Raw genomic sequence first — 18,957 nt, 5'->3', positions numbered from 1 at the left:
TGCGTCAGGAACCGCTTCCATACCCTTCGGAGACAAACTGATGGCGCAGAGTGAACAGGCGACCACTGACCGGGTGATCGTGGCAGTGTTCGATGGTCTCCGGCCCGACATGGTGACGCCCGAGCTAACGCCGAACATCCTGCGCCTGGCGGCGCGCGGCACCTGGTTTCGGCAGGCGCGCAGTGTCTTCCCCTCACTGACGCGCGTCTGCACGAGCGCGATCGCCACCGGCGCGCCGCCGACCACGCATGGCATCGTCGGCAACGCCTTCTACCATGCCGCCGCCATGCCCGAGCATGTCTTCGACACCGGCCGGGTCGACCATCTTCGCCGGATCGAAGCCCATCATGGCGGGCGCCTCCTCGATGTGGATACCTTCGGCGACGTTCTCGCCCGCGCCGGGCGGCGGCTTGCCGTGGTGCATACGGGTTCGCCCGGCTCGGCGCATTTCATCAACCCCCGCGCCCGCGACAATGGCCACTGGACCTTCTCGATGCATGGCGCCGACGGCACCCAGACGCCCCATGCAGTGGCCGAGGCGCTGGAGAAAATCGGCCCGCTGCCGGAGCGCGAGATGCCGCGCCTGGGCGAGTTGCGCTACGCCGCGCGGCTGATGGTCGAGCATGTCTTGCCGGTGCTCGCTCCGGATGTCGCGCTGGTCTGGTTCAACGAGCCCGACACGACCTTCCACTACAAGGGCCTCGGCTCGCCCGAAGCCAAGGCCGGGCTGCAGGAAGCCGACAAGGCCTTCGGCGCCATCCTGGACTGGGTCGACGCCCAGCCGGATGCGGAGCGCATCGCCGTCATCGTTGCCTCCGACCACGGCCAGATCTCGACCCGCGCCATCCACCCACTCTTCGACGACGCCCGCCAAGCGGGTTTTGCGGTCGCCCAGCGCGACGAATTCGATGGCGCGGCCTTCGTCGCCACCGGCGGCATCAGCGGCGAGATCCGCCGCCTCAACGACGAGCGCGACGGCGTTGAACGCATCGCCCATTGGCTGATGCAGCAGCCGGCCGTCGGGCATGTCTTCTCGCCCGCCCGCAACGAGGTCGATGGCGTGGTGGGCGGCAGCTTGTCCCTCGCGCTGCTGGGCAATGGGCATGAGCGCCAGCCGGACCTGATGTTCATCCTGAAATCGGATCTCGCGGCCGACCAATACGGCCTGCCGGGCCTGGGAACGATGACGCCGGGCGACGTGCCGCTCGGCGGCGGCATGCATGGCGGCATCAATCCGCACGAGCTCAACACCGTGCTCATCGTCGCAGCCGAGACGACGGAGGGGCGCGGCTCCCTGTCCTCAGCGCCCGCCGGCATCATCGATATCGGCCCGACCGTCCTCGGCCTGCTCGGGATAGCCCCGGCGCAGACCATGCAGGGCCGAAACCTCGCCCGCCCCGCCCGCGAGGAGGCACGCATCGCACGCCATTCGGCCGGTCGCGGCGGCTTCAGCCAGCATGTCGATATCGTCGAGCAGGATGGCCGCCGCTTCATCCTGGGCGGCGGGCACTGAGGGCGCACACCCGACCTCCCATCACCTGCGAGATCAAAAAGAAAAGGGCGGCAAAGCCGCCCTTTTCCATATTCGCGCGCAGCTTTCAGCTGCGGCCGAAGGACAGGTTGTCGGGCCGCAGATCCATGAAATAGAAGGTGGTCGGCCGCCAGGCGATCGACTTCTTGATCGCGTAGGCTTCGCTCGGCTGGTAGAGGATCGTGGCCGGCGCCTCGTCCTCCCAGATCTCGAGCATCTCGGTGAAGAGGGCCTTGCGCTTCACCGGATCGATCTCGGCCTCGAGCGCATTGCCGGCCTTGTTGAAGGCCCCCGCCGAGCTCCAGAACTTCGAGACCTGGATCTCGCCGGCCGGTCCCCAGGCCACCCAGATCGAGCCAAGCGGGTCGGGCAGGCGGGTCGAGTTCGACCAATTGAAGATCTGCGAACCGGCGCCGCGCAACTGGGCCGAGTTCTCGACGACCTGCAGCGAGGCGTTGAGGCCAACCGCCTTCCATTGCTCGACCAGGACCTGCGCGGCTTCGAGCGCGTTGGTGTAGTAGTTGGCCATCGTCCGGTAGACGACCGGCTCGCCCTTGTAGCCTGCCTGCTTCAGCAGCGCCTTCGCCCTCGCTGGGTCATAGGGCAGCTTGCGCCCCTCGACGAACATCTCGCCGTATTCGGGGAAATTGTGGCTGGCCGGCACCAGGGCCGTGCCCTGCCACAGCGTGTCGACGAGCTTCTGGCGGTCGATGGCGCAGACCAGCGCCTGGCGGATGCGCTTGTCGGAAAGCAGCTTGTCCTGGTCGTTGAAGGCGAGCACATGCACGTTCGCCAGCACGACCGAGCGCACGTCGATGTCCTTGTAGTCGGCGACGATGCTCATCTGGTCCGGCGGAATATTGGTGATGAGGTCGTAGTCACCCGCCACGAGCCCGGCGACGCGGGCGGCCAGTTCCGGCACGCGCTTGAAGATGACGCGTTTGGCCGACGGCCTGGCCATGAAATAATCGTCGAAGGCCTCGAGCACGGTCGCGTCGGCGGCGCTGTGCGACACGACCCGGTAGGGGCCGGTCGCGACGGGCTTTCTCGAATAGGCCTCGAAGCCCATCGCCTCATAGGCGCGCTTGTTGACGATCCAGGCGCACCAGGAGGCGAGCCGCTGCTCCAGCAAGACGTCGGGTGTCCTGGTACGGAAACGCACGCTGTAGCGGTCAATCGGCTCGACGCCGGCCAGCACGCCGAAATAAGCCTTGCCGCCCGGGATCTGGGCCTTGTCGCCCCAAAGGCGGCCGTCACGAAAGGTATAGGCGACATCCTCGGAAGTGAGTTCGTCGCCGTTATGGAACTTCACGCCCTGGCGCAGCGTGACGATCAATTCCTGCGGCGAGACACGCTCCCATTTGGTCGCGAGATGCGGCTTGAGCTCCGAGCCGCCGCCATCGGCCGTACCGAGGAAATCGCGCCGGATCAGCGTGTCGAAGATCGAATAGGTGACGCGCGTGCCGACATTGGAGAGTTCACGGGCCGGCTCCAGCGTCGCCGGCAGATCGGCGACAGCTACGGTGAAATTCGGGCGGGTCTCGCCGGCGGCGAAGCCCGGCTGGGCGTTGAGCGCGATGGGGGTGGCGATCGCGCCTTCCAGGAAGCGGCGGCGGGATATCGTGACCCGGGACATCGTGACCATTATGGATCCTTGGAACAGCCGGTGCGGCCAAGCCGGCAAGGTCAGCGCGGCGGCACCAGTGGAACGGTGAATGCGTGGCTTGCCTCAGCCAGGCGACAATCCGGTGACATCGGCATGCCCGGCGCGGGCTTCGACCAGCAGGCGCGGATCGTCGAGCAGGACCGCGTCCGGCGACAGTGCAAGCAACCGATCGAGCCCCTCACGATCGACACGTCCGACCGGGAAAGGCGGATAGTCCGGCAAGGCCACCGAACGCGGCTGGCCGACCATGACCGCAAGCTTCAAGCCCTCGGCCCGAACCGCAGCCGCGCGTTTTGCCGTAGCAGTGCCTTGCCATAGCCGGAACCAGTTTGCGCCGGCAGCGCGAGCCCTTGCGGCGGAGTCGGGATCGGCAGCGAAAGCGAGCAGCGCGACCTCGCGCGCCTGAGCGCGCGCCATGGCGATGAGATCGAGATCGCGCAGACCGAGCAGTATGCGCCCGGCCGCGCCGGCTTCGCTCAGCTCCGCCAGGATACGCGGCAGGATGCGCGAAACGACGGCGCGCTCGGTCAGCTTCACGTCGAGCAGCAGCCCGAGCGGAGCCGAGGCCGCGATGGCGTCCTGCAACGTCATCACCGACGGCAGCAGGCGGCGAATGGTGGCGAGGTCGATCTCCGCCACCGCGCGGGGATCACCGCAGAGGCGTTTCAGATCGGCATCGTGCAGGCAGACCAGCACAGCATCGACTGTCAGCCGCAGGTCCGTCTCGACCATGTCGGCTCCGGCAGCCGCCGCTGCCCGAAAGGCCTCTGCCGTATTCTCGGGCGCGAGCAGCGCCCCACCGCGATGAGCGATGACGAGCGGACGTCCCGAAGCCGGCGGTTGTGCGGACACCATCATCCCGCCCTTACCCCCGATCGACCGTGGGATCGAACCTGTCGCGCAGCCAGTCGCCGAACAGGCTCATCGACAGGGTCGTCAGGAAGATGGTGAGCCCGGGGAAGACCGCGATCCACCAGGCGTTGAGCAGATAACGCCGCCCCTCGCCCAGCATCAGGCCGAGCGAGGTGCCTGGCGGCTGCACGCCCAGCCCCAGGAAGGAGAGCGAGGTTTCGAGCAGGATCGTGCCTGGAAAATTCAGCGTCGCCTGCACCACCAGCGCCGCGACGATGTTGGGCAGGAGATGGCGCATGATCACCCGCACCGGGCGCGCGCCCAATGCCTCCACCGCATTGATGTATTCGCTCTCCTGCTCGGAGACGACGAGGCCCCGCGTCAGCCTGGTATAACGGTCCCAGCCGTCGATGCTGACCAGGATGATGAAGAGCAGGATGTTGTTGCCGAAGAAGGCCAGCATCGTCAGCGCCAGGAACAGCGCCGGGATCGCCGCCTGCGCATCGACCAGCATCATGATGCCCTGATCGACGAGCCCCTTGAACCGCGCTGCCACAAAACCGAGCAGCGTGCCGAAGACAGCCCCGATCAAGGTGCCGAGCACCGCGATCAGGATCGAGGTGCGGATGGCGAAGATCAACCGGCTCAAGATATCGCGCCCGAGCTGGTCGGTGCCGAGCCAATAGGTCATGCCGCCGCCCTCGGACAAAGGCGGACGCAAGCGCGCGGCGAGGTTCTGGGTGGTGAAGTGGATCGGCGCCAGCCAGTCGGCGAGCAGCGCGACGAGCACGGTGAGCAGGAGGAACGCCGCCGACGCTTTGACGATGGGCGACATCGCCGCCCGCGCCGGGCGGGAGCGAAGCGGCGGCAGCGCGAGAGCCGCGCTATCGAGCCCCGTCGTCATGCCCGTGCTCCCCCAGCCTGCCGGAAGCCGCCCAGACGGGGGTCGATCAGGATATGCAGGATGTCGACGAGCAGATTGGCTGAGATCATGATCACCGTGATAGTGAGAATCACCGCCTGCACCACGGCAAGGTCGCGCGTCGCCACCGAATCGACCAGCAAGCGGCCGACGCCGGGCCAGGCGAAGATCGTCTCGACCACGGCGCTGCCGGCGAGAATGCCGCCGATCTCGATGCCGAGGAACATCAGGAGCGGCACCGACGCATTCGGCAAGGCGTGGCGGATGATGACGCCGAAGGGCATCACGCCGCGCCCGCGCGCCGCGCGGATGAAGGGCTTGCCGAGCACCTCCAGCGTCGAGGTCCGCGCGAAACGGGCGAGCCGGCCCGCCAGCGGCAGTCCGAGCGTCACCATCGGTAGGATGAGATGGGCCGGTGTGTCCGACCCTGCCGAGGGCAGGACGCGCAGTTTCAGCGCGAACAGCAGGATCAGCAGGATGCCGAGGAAGAAGATCGGGATGGCATAGCCGAACACAGCCGAGGCCATGGCCAGCCTGTCGATGACGCTGTTGTGCCTCAGCGCCGCCAGCACGCCGAGCGGCAGGCCGACCAGCAAGGCCAGCAGGAGCGCTGATGTCCCGAGCAGCGCCGTCTTCGGCAGGGCCTCGAGAACAGCAGCGAAGGCCGGCCGGTCATCGGCGAAGGAGGCGCCGAAATCACCCCTGGCAGCGCTGAGCAGATAGCGCAGATATTGCTGGTGGAGCGGCTGATCGAGGCCCCAGAGATCGCGGTAATAGGCGCGCACATCCGGGGGCGTGTCGATCGAGAGCATGATGTCGGCGGGATCACCCGCCAGGCGCAGCGCGATGAAGACCGCCGAGACGCAGATGAGAAGCGTGAGAATGGCGCGCCCCGCGCGCAGGGCCAGGAACCGAAACATACATAAAACCGATCGACACGACCTCGTGACAAGCGGCGCATCTGCAAACCGGGCGACGACAGATTGATGACAGTCGCGCGCTTTCCATCTCGATCAGGCTCACGCGTACTCCGATCAGACCGCTGCCCCCCAACGCTGCCGCCAGGCATTCCCCGCCAGCGCCGCGACGCAGTCGATCAGCGGGGTGGGAACCCCTGCCCTTCGGCCGAGCTCGGCGACCGCGCCTGCAATCGCGCCCAATTCCAGCGGCCGGCCAGCCTCCATGTCCTGCAGCATCGAGGTCTTGACGCCGACCAGGGTGGGAGGAAGCTCCAGGCGCACCTCGAGATCAGGCCTGTCCTCGATGCCGAGCGCTGCGGCGACGGCAACGCATTCCGCCATGATCGATTTGGCGACGCTCCGGAGCGCGGGATCGCCGATGATGGCGTCAATCGTGGCTCCCGTCAGCGCCGAGACCGGATTATAGGCGGCATTGCCGAGCAGCTTGTGCCAGACCGCGCTTCGGACGTCCGCGCTCGGCTCGGCGTCGATGCCGCCCGCCTGCAGGAACGCCACGACATCGGCAAGCCTCGCGCTCGTCGGCACTAGGGGTTCGCCGATGACCAGGCGCTTGCGGCCGTTCCAAGCGATGCGGTTCGGCGCCGGGCGATTGGCGCCGACATAGACGACGCAGCCGAGAACCTGGGTGGTCGGAAGCGCCGCCGCGATCGCACCCTCGGGGTCGACGGAGGTCAATTTCCGATCGCCGAATCCCGCGTCCAACCCATCCAGGTACCACCATGGAATGCCGTTCAGCATCGGCAGCACGATCGTCTCGGGCCCGAGCAGAGGCGTCACCAGATCCAGGCCCGTCGGCCAGTCATGCGCCTTGTAGCCGACCAGAACGAGGTCCTGCACGCCGGCCGAGGAGGGATCGGCGGTCGCGTTGACGGACAGCGTTTCGGCGGATGACGCGGTTTCAAGGGTCAGGCCGTCGGAGGCGAGCAGGGCCGCCGTCGCCGGGCGCGCCACGATGAGGGGGCGCTGCCCCGCCTTGGCCATATGCCAGGCGATGACGCCCCCGATCGCTCCGGCGCCAACAATCGCCACCCGCATGGTCCGCTCCCGCTCCATAAACCGATAGCGGACTATAAGGCGCCGGAACCGATGCGACAGTCTCGATCCCGGGCAGGGGCCTATTTGATCATCACCGAAGGCAGCCAAGTCTTCCCGGAAAATGGAGCATGCTTCAGAGACCGATGCCAACATGAGCAGCTGACAGTTTGTCTGTTTTGCTGCTCGGCGACGGCGATCGCCGCACAGGCCTGCTCCTACTGCATGGCGCGGAGATTGCGCCAGCCACCGAACTTCCCCGACACTCGCTGCCAGCGATCGCTCGGCGGATGAGGAGAGGCCGGAATGCTGGATTGGGCGCGTGCCAGGGCCGAGGCCTCGGACATCACCGAGGCCTGGCGGCGTGAAGGCGGCCCCGGCGGGGCGGTCGTGATCTTCGACTGCAACGGCGTGCGCGAGGCGCTGAGCGGGGGATTTGCGGTGATCGAGCACGACCTCGCCTTCACCCCGGATACGACGAACCGCTTCGCCTCGATCAGCAAGCATATTCTGGCGACCCTGCTGCTGCAGGCGGATGTGCCCTTGGACGCCCCGCTCGGGACATGGCTTGCGGATCTGCCCGAGGCTTTCGCCCGACTGCCGCTCGGCCGCGCACTCGACATGACCGGCGCCTTGCCGGACATGATGGAGGTGTTCTGGCAGCGTGGCGTGCCCTACACCGCCAGCCTGAGCGCCAGCGAAATCCTCGCCGTGGCGCAACGCCTGCCGTCCCTGAATGGCGAGCCCGGGCTGGAGATGGCCTATTCCAACACCGGCTGGCGCCTCGGCCAGCTCGTGCTGCAGAAGCGGCTCGGGATCGATTATGCCGAGGCCGTGGACCGGCTGATGGCGGAATTCGACCTGCCGATCCGGTTTCCGCAGGATGAGACCGAGATCGTGCGCGGTCTCGCGACCGGGTATTGGCGTGACGGCGAAAGCTGGCGGCGCGGCCGCTACGGCTTTCATTTCTCCGCCTCGGGCGGGATCACCGGCAGCGCGGAGGGGCTGGCGCGCTGGGCCTCGGCCCTGCTCGCCGGGCGCGGCTCGCTGGCTGGCATGCTGGAGCGCCTGACCGCCCCGCGCGCCTTCACCGACGGCAGCAGCAGCGTCTATCGGCTCGGGCTGGTCTGCAGCGCATTGGAGGAGGTCGCGCTCGTCGGCCATGGCGGCTCGTTGCCCGGCTATCGCAACCACGTCCTGATGGCGCCGGCCCATGGCGTCGGCGTCGTCGTGTTGACCAATCGCGAGGAGGATGCGCTCTGGCTGAGCCTGCGCGTGCTTGCCGCGCTGCTGGGCCGGGAATTGCCGGGTCCCGCGAACGACGTGCCCACCGGCCTGTTCGCCGCCGAGAGCGGCCCGTTCTGGGCGGAGCTGGCGCCGGATTCGATCAGCTTCATGGGCGGCTATGAGCGCCTCGTCAGCGACGGCGACAATGGCATGCGCAGCCTGCCCGCCTATCTCGACATCAGGCTCAGGCAAACCGACGCTGACACGCTCGAGGGCAGGATAGGCGGCGTCCGGCGGCGCCTCGCGCGCGTTCCCGCGGGAACGGCTCTCGACCGGGGACTGCCTGGGCGCTGGCGCGAGCGCATCTTCGGCGCCGAGATCCTGATCCGCCTGGACGGCACCGCGGTATTACCCTGGGCGGGAGACGCCGGAACCGAAGCTGTGCTCACCGTCCTGCCAGGCGGCCGGGCGCTCGCCGATCTAAGCCATGGCCCGTGGCGGCATCGGCCTTGTCTTTGCTTGCAGCCGGACGGGTCGCTTCATCTTGCCAGCCACCGCGCCCGCGTCCTGCAGTTCGACCGCATTGCCGAACAAGGAGCCCGGTCATGAAAATCTCGCATCTCGCCGCCCTGGCCATCTCGGCCGCTTGTCTTGCCGCTTGTCTTGCCCTCCCCGCGCAAGCGCAGCCGGCGCCCGGAAAAATCCTGCGCGTCGTACCTCATTCCGACCTCAAGAACCTTGACCCGGTCGCATCCTCGATCGTGATCACGCGCATGCATGGGCTGATGATCTACGAGACGCTGTTTGCCTGGGACGCCGGCCTCAATCCCAAGCCGCAGATGGTCGAGAGCTTTTCGACCTCCGCCGATAAACTGACCTGGACCTTTACTCTGCGCCCGGGCCTGAAATTCCATGATGGCCAGCCGGTGACGACGCGCGATGTCATTCCTTCACTGAAGCGCTGGATGGCGCGCGACACGATCGGCGGCAAGCTCGGCGAATACACCGAGGGCATGCAGGCCATCGACGACAAGAGCTTCACGCTCAAGCTGAAGCGTCCGATGGCGCTGGTACCGTTCGCGCTCGGCTCCGCTGTCGGCCAGATCCCGGCGATCATGCGCGAGAGCGACGCCACCAGCGACCCGATGAAGCCGATCTCGGAGACCATCGGCAGCGGGCCGTTCCGCTTCAACAAGGCGGAATGGCGTAGCGGCGCCAAGGTCGTCTATGACCGCAACCCCGATTATGTGCCGCGCTCCGAACCGGCGGACGGGCTTTCGGGCGGACGCGTCGTCAAGGTCGACAGGGTCGAGTGGATGATCATGCCCGACCCGGCAACTGCGGCCGCCGCGTTGCAGACTGGTGAGATCGACATCTGGGAGCAGCCCAGTCAGGACCTCGTCCCGGTCATTTCGCGCGACAGGAATGTCAAGATCGAGCGCTACAACAACCTGGCGACCCAGGCGCTGCTGCGACCCAACCAGTTGCATCCGCCCTTCGACAATCCCAAGGCCCGCCTCGCGCTCGCCTATGCCACCGATCAGGCCGAGTTCATGGCTGGCGGCTATGGCGACGAGGCGTGGTGGAAACGCTGCAACTCCTATTTCATCTGCGGCAGCCCAGACGGCACCGAGGCCGGCGCTGAAATCTTCGGCAAGCCCGACCTCGCCAAAGCCAGGCAGCTTCTGGCGGAAAGCGGCTACAAGGGCGAAAAGCTCGTGCTCACTTCGAGCATGGATATTCCAGCGATCGGCCGCATGGCCGAAGTCGCCGCCGACAGCTTGAAGAAGGCAGGCTTCAATATCGACCTGCAGTTCTCCGATTGGGGCACGGTCACGACGCGCCAGCAGAATCGCGGCACCACCGATCAGGGCGGCTGGAACCTGTTCGTGACCACGGCCTCGGGCGCGACCATGCAATCGCCGCTGACCAATATCGGCACCAACATGGCCTGCGAGAAGGCCTGGGCCGGCTGGCCCTGCGACGCGGAAGCCGAGCGACTGCGCGGCGCCGTCGTCGATGCGCCCGACGACGCCAGCCGCAAGCTCGCAATCGAAATCCTGCATCGCCGGCTGGCCGAGGTGCAGCCCTATCGGGTGCTCGGCCAATTCGACCAGCCCTATGCCCGGCGCAGCACTGTTGTGGGCGTGCTGAGCGCGCCCGTGATGCTGTTCTGGAACATCGAGAAGAACTGAGACGGCCCCGAGACGCACCCTGCAAGAACCGAAGCGTCTTCCGGCTCTTGCAGGGTGCGTCTGGGAGTTTTATATGCATGCGAGTAATTAGCATGCTATGTAGTTTTCATGACCACGACCCGCTCCGCTTCCGAATTCGCATTCGCGACCGGCCTCTCCAACGCCAGCCGCAAGATGCAGACAACGTTCGACGGCCTGCTCCGGCAAAAGGGGCTGACGCTGGCGCGGGCGCGGGCGCTGCTTCATATCGCCCGCAACCCCGGCGTGAACCAGAGCGAGCTGGCGAAATTCCTCGCGATCGAAAGCCCGACCCTGGTCCGGCTGCTGGACGCCATGGAAAGCCAGGGCTTCATTCAGCGCAGCGCCGTCGAAGGGGACCGGCGAGCCAAGCAAGTGTCGTTGACCGAGTCGGCGCAAGGCGAGCTCCGGCAGGTCGAGGAACTCTCCCAGATCATCCGCGCCTTCATGCTGCGCGGCGTCGATGAGGAAGAGTTGGCGGTGGCGACGCGCGTGCTCGGCCGCGTCTTCGAGAACATCGAGGCGGCGATGGACGGGCATGTCGCATCATGACGAACGCAGCCGAAGGCACATCGCCCAGTCCCGCACCGGCACCCGCCGTCGCGGTCGCGCCCCCGCCGCCCGACCCGACCCTGCAACGGACCGTCGCCTGCATCGGCGCCTCCGTCCTGCTCTGGACGACGCAGGGGCTGGGGATGAATTTCGTCGCCGGCAACACCGCCCAGATCCAGGGCTCGCTCGGCGCGACGCTGACCGAGACGAACTGGCTCATCGCCGCCTATATGGCGCCCAATGTCAGCCTGACATTGATCCTGACCAAGATCCGCATCCAGTTCGGCTTGCGCCGCTTCGCGCTGCTGAGCCTGGGCGTCTTCGTCTTCGCCTCGATCCTGCACCTGTTCGTGCATGATCTGCGCGCGGCCGTGGCCATTCGGTTCCTGGCTGGCATCGCGAGCTCGCCGGTATCGACGCTGGGCTTCCTCTACATGCTCGAGGCCTTTCCGGCGTCGAAGAAGATGAGCTGGGGCCTGAGCCTGGCGCTGACCTGCACGGCGGCGACACCGACGCTGGCGCGGCTGCTCGCGCCGGCGCTGCTCGATCTCGGCCAATGGCACCAACTCTATATGATGGAGATGGGGCTGGCGCTGCTCGCGGCGGCAGTGGTCTATCTCCTGCCATTGACGCCGATCGTGCACACCAAGGTGCTGCGCAAGCTCGATTTCGTCAGCTATCCGCTGATCGCGCTGAGCTTCGGCCTGCTGGCCGTCGTGCTCGCGCTCGGGCGCTATTATTGGTGGCTCGAGGCGCCATGGCTCGGCTGGTGCCTGGCAGCCTCGCTCCTGTCGCTGGGCCTCGCGATCGCGATCGAGGTGCAGCGCGAGGCCCCGCTCCTGAACGTGCGCTGGCTGATGAGCCGCGAGATCCTGCATCTGGCCGCGATCATGCTGCTCTTCCGCCTTGTCCTGTCCGAGCAGACCGCCGGCGCGATCGGCCTGTTCCAAACGGTCGGCCTGCTCAACGAACAAAGCGCCGGACTTTACGGCGTGATCCTGCTCGCCTCTGTGGTGGGCGGGCTCACTTGCGGCGCCTTGCTGAAGCCGGAGCGCATTCCGGCGCTGCACGGCCTTGCGCTGATCTGCGTCTGCGTCGGCGCCTATCTCGACAGCCAGGCCACCAACCTGACGCGCCCGGCGAACATGTATTTCAGCCAGGCGCTGATCGCCTTCGGCGGAGCCATGTTCCTGCCGCCTTCCTTGTCCACCGGGCTGTCGGTGGCGATGAAACGCGGGCCGGAATACATCACCAGCTTCATCGTCACCTTCCTGTTCACGCAAAGCATCGGCGGGCTGATGGGGTCGGCCTTCTTCACCAGCTTCGTCGTGCTGCGCGAGCAGTTCCACTCCAGCCATCTGGTCGAGCGATTGACGCTGAGCGACCCGCTGGTCGTCGAGCGCGTCCGCCAGCTCGCAAGCTCCTATGGCAAGGTGCTGACCGACAGCCAGTTGCTGAACGCGGAGGGGCTCGCTCTGCTCGCGCAACAGGCGACGCGGGAGGCCAATATCCTTGCCTATAACGACATCTTCCTGCTGATCTGCTGGATCTCCGGCTTCGCACTCTGCGCCCTGATCGCGCATCTGCTTTACCTGAACCTCCGGCAGGCGATCACCCACCGGCGATCCCTTACTGTCGCCTAGAACCGAACCTTGCCATGTTGAAATCACTCCGCTCACCCGCGACCGTGCTCGCCCTTCTCGTTGCCCTCTGCGGGGCGCTGCTCGTGCTCTACGCCTGGAAGCTGCCGCCCTTCCACAGCGCGGTGGAGACGACCGAGAACGCCTATGTGAAGGGACAGGTCACGATCATCAGCCCGCAGCTCGCCGGCTATGTAAAGACGGTGGCGGTGCAGGACTACCAGCTCGTCAAGGCCGGCGACCTGATCGTTCAGATCGACGACCGGATCTATGACCAGAAGGTCAAGCAGGCGCAGGCGCTGCTCGCCGGCCAGAAGGCCAATCTGGCCAATGCCGACCAGAGCCTCCGCTCAGCCCAGGCCAGGATCGGCTCGAGCGAGGCGCAGATCGCCAGCGCGCAGGCGGCGCTGCGGACGGCGGAAGCCACCGACGACCGCATCAGCTCGCTGCTGGAAAAGCACATCTCGACCCAGGCCACTGCCGACCAGGCGACCCAGGCGCTCGACCAGGCGCGCGCGGGCCTGCGGCAGGCAGAGGCCGCGCTCGAAGTCTCGCGGCAGGATCTGCAATCGATCGTCGTCAACCGGCAGTCTTTGGAAGCGGCGGTGCAGAATGCCGAGGCCACGGTCCAGCTCGCCGAGATCGACCTGCAGAACACCCGCATCCTGGCGCCCCAGGATGGAAGGCTCGGCGAGATCGGCGTGCGTCTCGGGCAATATGTCTCGGCCGGGACGCAGCTCGCCTCGCTCGTGCCGGCGCGCAAATGGGTGATCGCGAACTTCAAGGAGACCCAGCTCTACGGCATGAAGCTCGGCCAGCCCGTGAGCTTCACCGTCGACGCCCTGCGCCACCAGACGCTGACAGGGCACATCCAGGAATTCTCGCCCGCGACCGGCTCCGAGTTCAGCGTGCTGAAGGCCGACAACGCGACCGGCAACTTCACCAAGATCGCCCAGCGCCTGCCGGTCCGCATCGCGATCGACGACAATCAGCCCCTGGCCGCGCAGCTCGCGCCGGGCATGTCCGTCGTCGTCAGGATCGATACGGCGGCAGCCGCGGAGAACGTGCCGGCCCTGCGCTGACGAGAATTCCGTTCTGCCGGTTCAAGCCCTTTTGCCGTGCTCGCGACCCGGCCAGTACAATTGCGATTATCGTTAACGGGTTTTTTGACGTTCCCGGGCGATTCTAATGACCCGATTCGCTCAAGCCGTCAGTTGCTCATGGGTCAAGTCCTGCAGTTCCGCCTCCCGCTTGCCGATGCCAGCGAGGCCCCTCCCGACATCGATCTGATCACGGCGGTCGATGTCGCCTTGCGCGACCTCGCCGATATCGCGCCCCATGTCGCGCTCGCTTCGGCGCGCGCCCAGCTCGCGGCCTGCCGCGAGATGCTCCAGGCCTGCTTCGACGCCGCTGTCGAGCCTCGCTGAGAGCGCGTCCTCGGCCTCACGGGAACCGCATTGCCAGCCCGGCGTTCCCTTGCGGAGATTGTCCAGCGAGGAGGCACGCCATGCCACGCGGCGACAAATCCGCCTATACCGACAAGCAGAAGCGCAAGGCCGAGCATATCGAGGAGGGCTACGAGGAGCGCGGCGTCCCGCACGACGAGGCGCAGGCGCGCGCCTGGGCGACCGTCAACAAGGAGAGCGGCGGCGGCAACAAATCCGGCTCCGGCCGGGGCGTGCCCGACACCAAGGTCTCGGCAAAACGAGGCGGGACAATCGGCGGACAAGCCTCCGCTTCCCGGCCCGCAGCAGAGCGCTCCGCGGCCGCGAAGAAGGCCGCTGAGACGCGCAGGAAGAAGGCGTCCTAAGCAGGGCATGGCCTCCAAGACTTGGCGTCATTGCGAGCACCCGGGTCTTGCCCTCGGCAAGCCCGAGTCCAGGCTCCGCGAAGCAATCCAGTAGGTTCCGCTCGACGGCCCCTGGATTGCTTCGTCGCTGCGCTCCTCGCAATGACGGCAGGATTCAGCCGCCGATATTGAAGGCGGCGAGCGCCGCCATATTGACGATGTCGCTATCCTTGGCGCCCAGCGGCACGATCTGCACGGGCTTGTCGAGGCCGACGATCAGCGGGCCGATCACGGTCGAGCCGCCGAGTTCCTGCAGCATCTTGGTCGAGATCGAAGCCGAGTGGAACGCCGGCATGATCAGCACATTGGCCGGACCGCTCAGACGGCAGAACGGATACTGGCTCATCAGCTCGCGATTCAGCGCGACATCGGCGGCCATCTCGCCGTCATACTCGAAATCGACGCGCTGGCCGTCCAGCAGCTTCACTGCTTCGCGCACCTTCTCCGAGCGTTCGCCGGCCGGATGGCCGAAGGTCGAGAAGGCGAGCATGGCGACCTTGGGCTCGTAGCCAAGACGACGGGCGACGCCGGCGGCCTCGATCGCAATCTCGGCAAGCTCCTGCGCCGTCGGCATCTCGGTGATCGCGGTGTCGGCGACAAGCACGGTGCGCTCGCGCGAGAGCACGATCGAGACGCCGATCAGCCTGTGGCCGGGCCGATCGTCAATGACGCGGCGAACCTCCTCCAGCGCGATCGAGTAGTTGCGGGTCACGCCTGTGACCATCGCGTCGGCATCCCCAAGCGCCACCATCGCCGCGGCGAAGTGGTTGCGGTCCTGATTGATCAGGCGCTGGCAGTCGCGGAAGAGATAGCCCTGCCGCTGCAACCGCTCATAGAGATATTGCGCATAGGCGCTGTTGCGGCGCGAGAGGCGGGCGTTCTGGACCGAGATGCCCTTGGCCTCGAGGTCGATGCCGAGGAAGGTCGCGGTCTCGTAGACGCGCTCCTCGCGCCCGACCAGGATGGCGTGGCCGAGCCCCTGGTTGACGAAGGACACCGCCGCGCGGATGACCTGTTCCTCCTCGCCCTCGGCGAAGACGACGCGCTTGGGATAGCGCCGGACGCGCTCGAAAATGCGGTTCAGCGTCCCGGCGACGGGATCGCGCCGCGCCGAGAGCTGCGCCTTATAGGCGGGAATATCGACGATCGGCTTGCCGGCGACGCCGCTCTCCATCGCAGCCTTGGCGACCGCGACGGGCACGACATGGATCAACCGCGGGTCGAACGGCACCGGGATGATGTATTCCTTGCCGTAGCGCGGCCGCGAACCCTGATAGGCGGCAGCGACCTCGTCGGGCACGTCCTCGCGGGCGAGCGAGGCCAGCGCCTCGGCCGCAGCGATTTTCATCTCCATATTGATCGTCGTCGCGCGGACATCGAGCGCCCCGCGGAAGATGAAGGGGAAGCCGAGGACGTTGTTGACCTGGTTGGGATAGTCCGAGCGGCCAGTCGCCATGATCGCATCGTCGCGGATGGCGTGGACCTCCTCGGGCGTGATCTCCGGATCAGGGTTTGCCATGGCGAAGATGATCGGATTGGGCGCCATCGAGGCCACCATCTCCGACGTCACGGCGCCCTTCTGGCTGAGGCCGAAGAAGGCATCGGCGCCCTCCATCGCCTGGGCCAGGGTGCGCCGGTCGGTAATCGCCGCATGGGCTGATTTCCACTGGTTCATGCCCTCGGTGCGGCCCTGGTAGATCACGCCCTTGGTATCGCAGAGGATGACGTTGTCGGGCTTGAAGCCCATCGCCTTGAGCAGCTCCGTGCAGGCGATCGAGGCTGCGCCGGCGCCATTGATGACGAGGCGGGTCGATTTGACGTCGCGGCCCGTCAGGTCGAGCGCATTGATCAGGCCCGCGGCAGCGATGATCGCGGTGCCGTGCTGGTCGTCATGGAAGACCGGGATGTCCATCAATTCGCGCAGGCGCTGCTCGATGATGAAGCATTCCGGGGCCTTGATATCCTCCAGATTGATGCCGCCGAAGGACGGGCCGAGATAGCGCACCGCGTTGATGAAGGTGTCGGCGTCCTCGGTGTCGACCTCCAGATCGATCGAATCGACATCGGCGAAGCGCTTGAACAGGACCGCCTTGCCTTCCATCACCGGCTTCGAGGCGAGCGCGCCGAGATTGCCGAGGCCGAGGATCGCAGTGCCGTTGGAGATCACGGCGACGAGATTGGCCCGCGCGGTATAGTCATAGGCCTTGGAGGGATCTTCCGCGATCGCCAGCACCGGCACGGCGACGCCGGGCGAATAGGCCAGCGAGAGATCGCGCTGCGTCGCCATCGGCACGGTCGGGACGATCTCGAGCTTGCCCGGCCGCCCTTCCGAATGGAACAGCAGCGCCTCCTGATCGGTGAAGGTCGGGCGGGCGCGTTTGATCGGCGGCTGGTCGTTCATGAACGTATTCTTTTTTGTGAGCGTTTCCTGAAGGAGGCGGACCATAGGCAAGCCCCCGCCCGCCCACAAGATACGCGCAACGATCAACGCTCATGCCTGCAAGGCGAAAATCGCGCGGCTGGGGGCTCAGTGCCGTCAGAGCCGGCCGCGCACGCTCTGCACGAAATCGCCGACATAGCGGTCGAGCGCCACGGTCTGCTCATCGACCTTGCGGGCCGCCGCGACCACGCGCACAGCTGCATCGCCAGTGATGCGCGCCTCGTCGCCGACCGTGCCGACGCTGGCGGTGACGACGCTGGTGCTGCCGGCGACGGCCTGCGCGTCGGCGGCGATGTTCGAGGCGATGTCGGCCTGCCGGCTGACAACATCAGCGAGGATACCGGAGGTCTGCTCGATCGAGGTCATCGTGCCCTCGATATGCGCGACGGCATCCGATGCCGTGGCGGCCGCGCCGCGAATCTCCTGCAGCGTCTCGGCGATGTCGCGCGTCGCCTTCTGGGTCTGCTCGGCCAGATTCTTGACCTCGCCGGCAACGACCGCAAAGCCGCGCCCGGCGGCGCCTGCGCGTGCCGCCTCGATGGTCGCGTTCAGAGCGAGCAGATTGGTGCGGGCGGCGATGTCCTCGATGAAATCGAGCACCGCGCTGACCTTGTCGGCCGCCTCGGCGAGGCCGGCGACGTCGCGGCGCGTCGAGCGCACATAGCTCGCCGCATCGCGCGCGGTCTGGTCGGCATGGGCGGTCTGGCGCGTCAGCTCGCGGATCGAGGCCTCGATCTCCTCGGCAGCGACGGCAACGCTACCGACGCGCTGCGAGGCGCCCTCGGCCTGCTGCGTGACGTCGGCCGCGCGCTGCGCCGTCTTGTTGGCGCTGCTCGCCATTTCGCTGGCGGCTTCATGCATGCTGCGCACCGACTGCCCCATGCCCTGAAGAGCCTTGCCGACGGTGACCTCCAGCTGGACGGCGAGATCCTCGAGCGCCGCCTTGCGGCTGTTTTCGATGTCCTGACGGCGGTTCTCCAGCGTGCGCTCTGCGGTGACGTCGGTCAGGATGCCGTCCCAGCAGATCGAGCCATCCGCCAGGCGGCGTGCGGCCGCATCGGTACGCAGCCAGACGATCGAGCCGTCATCCTTCTGGTGGCGGGCCTCGAAGCGCCAAGGTGCGAGAGCGTGTTCAGCGACGCTCCTGGCATTCTCCCTGGTCAGCACCTCGCGGTCCTCGGGTGCCATCCAGCGCAGCCAACTCGTCGGCTCGCGCTCGACCTGCTCGCGCGTGACGTCGAGCAGCTTCTCGATGCCGGTGCTGGCGAATTTGTAGCTGACCACGCCGTCGGGCTTGATGATCTTCTGGTAGAGCACGCCCGGCGTGTTGGCAGTGAAGGCCTCGAGCTGGCGCAGGGTCTCGACGCGCTGCTGGTCGCTGGTCATGACATAGCCGATGAGGCAGGCGGCGAGCAGGTTGATCGCCGTCGGACCCAGGCCGGAGAAGAATGGCATCAGTTCCCAGGCCTCCGGAAACGGCACGAAAATCGAGATGATCAGCACCGGCATCCAGGCTGCGACGAGACCGATGAAGATCAGGTCCCGCATCGCCGCAGCCCGGCTCGCGCGCCGAAGCCGCCATCCGTAAATGCCGCCGATGGCGCCGCAGAGCAGGATGCCGACAAAGCCCGGCACCGCGCCTTCACCCCCCAGATAGAGGCGCACGCCGCCGATCACGACGGTCGAGATCACGGCCGAGATCGGCCCGCCCAGCGGGCCGGAAAGACCGGCGACGACATTTCGGAAGTCGAGCAGGATACCGGGTTTGACGACGACCGGGTCGAGCATGCTGGCGCAGCCTGCCGCGGCGAAGACGATCCCGACGATGATTTGGCGAAGCAGATGGCGTTCGCCGAGCCGCTGCATCGCCAGCGGCACGAAGACCGCCGCGATCAGGAGGTAGCTGAGGCCTCTGAACAGTTCGAACAGCATGGCGGTACGCACAACCAGGACGGGCGGAGGGAAGTTTCCGTCCCGTTACTTAAGCCGGGCGCCATTGATAAATTATAAACCGTAGAGCGCCTCGGTCGCGATCGCCGAAAGCTCCACATCA

Annotated in this window: 15 protein-coding genes; 8 read left to right on the top strand and 7 right to left on the bottom strand. The window is 66.6% G+C overall.

The genetic code is table 11. The features are described from left to right. Positions 1-40 precede the first annotated feature (40 nt). Entirely contained in the window at positions 41-1,513 is a 1,473-nt protein-coding gene (locus BHK69_RS06145; protein WP_069689333.1) for an alkaline phosphatase family protein, read from the top strand. 85 nt (positions 1,514-1,598) lie between these two features. Here BHK69_RS06145 and BHK69_RS06140 read toward each other — a convergent pair whose 3' ends face one another. From BHK69_RS06140 to BHK69_RS06120, 5 genes are all read right to left on the bottom strand, one after another. Further along, complete coding sequence (locus tag BHK69_RS06140; RefSeq protein ID WP_244548415.1) at positions 1,599-3,176, bottom strand: ABC transporter substrate-binding protein; 1,578 nt, start codon at positions 3,174-3,176, stop codon at positions 1,599-1,601. A gap of 84 nt (positions 3,177-3,260) precedes the next feature. Next, positions 3,261-4,049: a glycerophosphodiester phosphodiesterase gene (locus tag BHK69_RS06135; protein WP_244548414.1), complete on the bottom strand. Its 789-nt coding sequence runs from the start codon at positions 4,047-4,049 to the stop codon at positions 3,261-3,263. Positions 4,050-4,062: 13 nt separating this feature from the next. Then, positions 4,063-4,953 (bottom strand): ABC transporter permease, encoded by an 891-nt coding sequence (locus BHK69_RS06130; RefSeq protein ID WP_148663333.1) that lies wholly within the window; start codon positions 4,951-4,953, stop codon positions 4,063-4,065. Then, positions 4,950-5,891 (bottom strand): ABC transporter permease, encoded by a 942-nt coding sequence (locus tag BHK69_RS06125; RefSeq protein ID WP_069689331.1) that lies wholly within the window; start codon positions 5,889-5,891, stop codon positions 4,950-4,952. The genes BHK69_RS06130 and BHK69_RS06125 overlap by 4 nt, the downstream gene beginning before the upstream one ends. 114 nt (positions 5,892-6,005) lie before the next feature. Beyond that, on the bottom strand, positions 6,006-6,986 hold the full coding sequence (locus BHK69_RS06120) for a ketopantoate reductase family protein (protein ID WP_158516166.1): 981 nt from the start codon (positions 6,984-6,986) through the stop codon (positions 6,006-6,008). Positions 6,987-7,289: 303 nt separating this feature from the next. On the opposite strand from BHK69_RS06120, the gene BHK69_RS06115 reads away from it, so the two are divergent. From BHK69_RS06115 to BHK69_RS06085, 7 genes are all read left to right on the top strand, one after another. Further along, on the top strand, positions 7,290-8,819 hold the full coding sequence (locus BHK69_RS06115; RefSeq protein WP_069689329.1) for a serine hydrolase domain-containing protein: 1,530 nt from the start codon (positions 7,290-7,292) through the stop codon (positions 8,817-8,819). Next, positions 8,816-10,405, top strand: a complete 1,590-nt coding sequence (locus BHK69_RS06110) for an ABC transporter substrate-binding protein (RefSeq protein WP_069689328.1) — start codon at positions 8,816-8,818, stop codon at positions 10,403-10,405. Before BHK69_RS06115 ends, BHK69_RS06110 begins: the two co-directional genes overlap by 4 nt. Positions 10,406-10,513: 108 nt before the next feature. Continuing rightward, entirely contained in the window at positions 10,514-10,975 is a 462-nt protein-coding gene (locus tag BHK69_RS06105) for a MarR family winged helix-turn-helix transcriptional regulator (protein ID WP_069689327.1), read from the top strand. Further along, the gene (locus tag BHK69_RS06100; protein ID WP_069689326.1) at positions 10,972-12,618 is read left to right on the top strand and encodes an MFS transporter; all 1,647 of its coding nucleotides are present in this window, start codon (positions 10,972-10,974) and stop codon (positions 12,616-12,618) included. Before BHK69_RS06105 ends, BHK69_RS06100 begins: the two co-directional genes overlap by 4 nt. Positions 12,619-12,632: 14 nt before the next feature. Further along, a complete protein-coding gene (locus BHK69_RS06095; RefSeq protein ID WP_069689325.1) occupies positions 12,633-13,697 on the top strand; it encodes an HlyD family secretion protein in 1,065 nt (354 codons plus the stop codon). 138 nt (positions 13,698-13,835) lie between these two features. Then, a complete protein-coding gene (locus tag BHK69_RS06090) occupies positions 13,836-14,042 on the top strand; it encodes a hypothetical protein (RefSeq protein ID WP_069689324.1) in 207 nt (68 codons plus the stop codon). 80 nt (positions 14,043-14,122) lie between these two features. Continuing rightward, on the top strand, positions 14,123-14,425 hold the full coding sequence (locus tag BHK69_RS06085; RefSeq protein ID WP_069689323.1) for a plasmid stabilization protein: 303 nt from the start codon (positions 14,123-14,125) through the stop codon (positions 14,423-14,425). A 154-nt stretch (positions 14,426-14,579) separates the two neighbouring features. On the opposite strand, the gene BHK69_RS06080 is transcribed toward BHK69_RS06085, so the two are convergent. Both BHK69_RS06080 and BHK69_RS06075 read right to left on the bottom strand, forming a co-directional pair. Next, entirely contained in the window at positions 14,580-16,865 is a 2,286-nt protein-coding gene (locus BHK69_RS06080; protein ID WP_069689322.1) for an NADP-dependent malic enzyme, read from the bottom strand. A gap of 135 nt (positions 16,866-17,000) precedes the next feature. Next, complete coding sequence (locus tag BHK69_RS06075; RefSeq protein ID WP_069689321.1) at positions 17,001-18,836, bottom strand: methyl-accepting chemotaxis protein; 1,836 nt, start codon at positions 18,834-18,836, stop codon at positions 17,001-17,003. Positions 18,837-18,957 lie beyond the last annotated feature (121 nt).

The sequence above is a fragment of the Bosea vaviloviae genome, from assembly GCF_001741865.1.
In the GTDB taxonomy this organism is placed as follows: domain Bacteria; phylum Pseudomonadota; class Alphaproteobacteria; order Rhizobiales; family Beijerinckiaceae; genus Allobosea; species Allobosea vaviloviae.
This window is presented reverse-complemented; position numbering and strand designations above follow the sequence as displayed.

Coding starts and splice junctions, on each gene's coding strand:
- BHK69_RS06145 (WP_069689333.1), top strand. CDS start 41: ATGGCGCAGAGTGAACAGGCGACCACTGACCGGGTGATCGTGGCAGTG.
- BHK69_RS06140 (WP_244548415.1), bottom strand. CDS start 3,176: ATGGTCACGATGTCCCGGGTCACGATATCCCGCCGCCGCTTCCTGGAA.
- BHK69_RS06130 (WP_148663333.1), bottom strand. CDS start 4,953: ATGACGACGGGGCTCGATAGCGCGGCTCTCGCGCTGCCGCCGCTTCGC.
- BHK69_RS06125 (WP_069689331.1), bottom strand. CDS start 5,891: ATGTTTCGGTTCCTGGCCCTGCGCGCGGGGCGCGCCATTCTCACGCTT.
- BHK69_RS06120 (WP_158516166.1), bottom strand. CDS start 6,986: ATGCGGGTGGCGATTGTTGGCGCCGGAGCGATCGGGGGCGTCATCGCC.
- BHK69_RS06115 (WP_069689329.1), top strand. CDS start 7,290: ATGCTGGATTGGGCGCGTGCCAGGGCCGAGGCCTCGGACATCACCGAG.
- BHK69_RS06110 (WP_069689328.1), top strand. CDS start 8,816: ATGAAAATCTCGCATCTCGCCGCCCTGGCCATCTCGGCCGCTTGTCTT.
- BHK69_RS06105 (WP_069689327.1), top strand. CDS start 10,514: ATGACCACGACCCGCTCCGCTTCCGAATTCGCATTCGCGACCGGCCTC.
- BHK69_RS06100 (WP_069689326.1), top strand. CDS start 10,972: ATGACGAACGCAGCCGAAGGCACATCGCCCAGTCCCGCACCGGCACCC.
- BHK69_RS06095 (WP_069689325.1), top strand. CDS start 12,633: ATGTTGAAATCACTCCGCTCACCCGCGACCGTGCTCGCCCTTCTCGTT.
- BHK69_RS06090 (WP_069689324.1), top strand. CDS start 13,836: ATGGGTCAAGTCCTGCAGTTCCGCCTCCCGCTTGCCGATGCCAGCGAG.
- BHK69_RS06085 (WP_069689323.1), top strand. CDS start 14,123: ATGCCACGCGGCGACAAATCCGCCTATACCGACAAGCAGAAGCGCAAG.
- BHK69_RS06080 (WP_069689322.1), bottom strand. CDS start 16,865: ATGAACGACCAGCCGCCGATCAAACGCGCCCGCCCGACCTTCACCGAT.
- BHK69_RS06075 (WP_069689321.1), bottom strand. CDS start 18,836: ATGCTGTTCGAACTGTTCAGAGGCCTCAGCTACCTCCTGATCGCGGCG.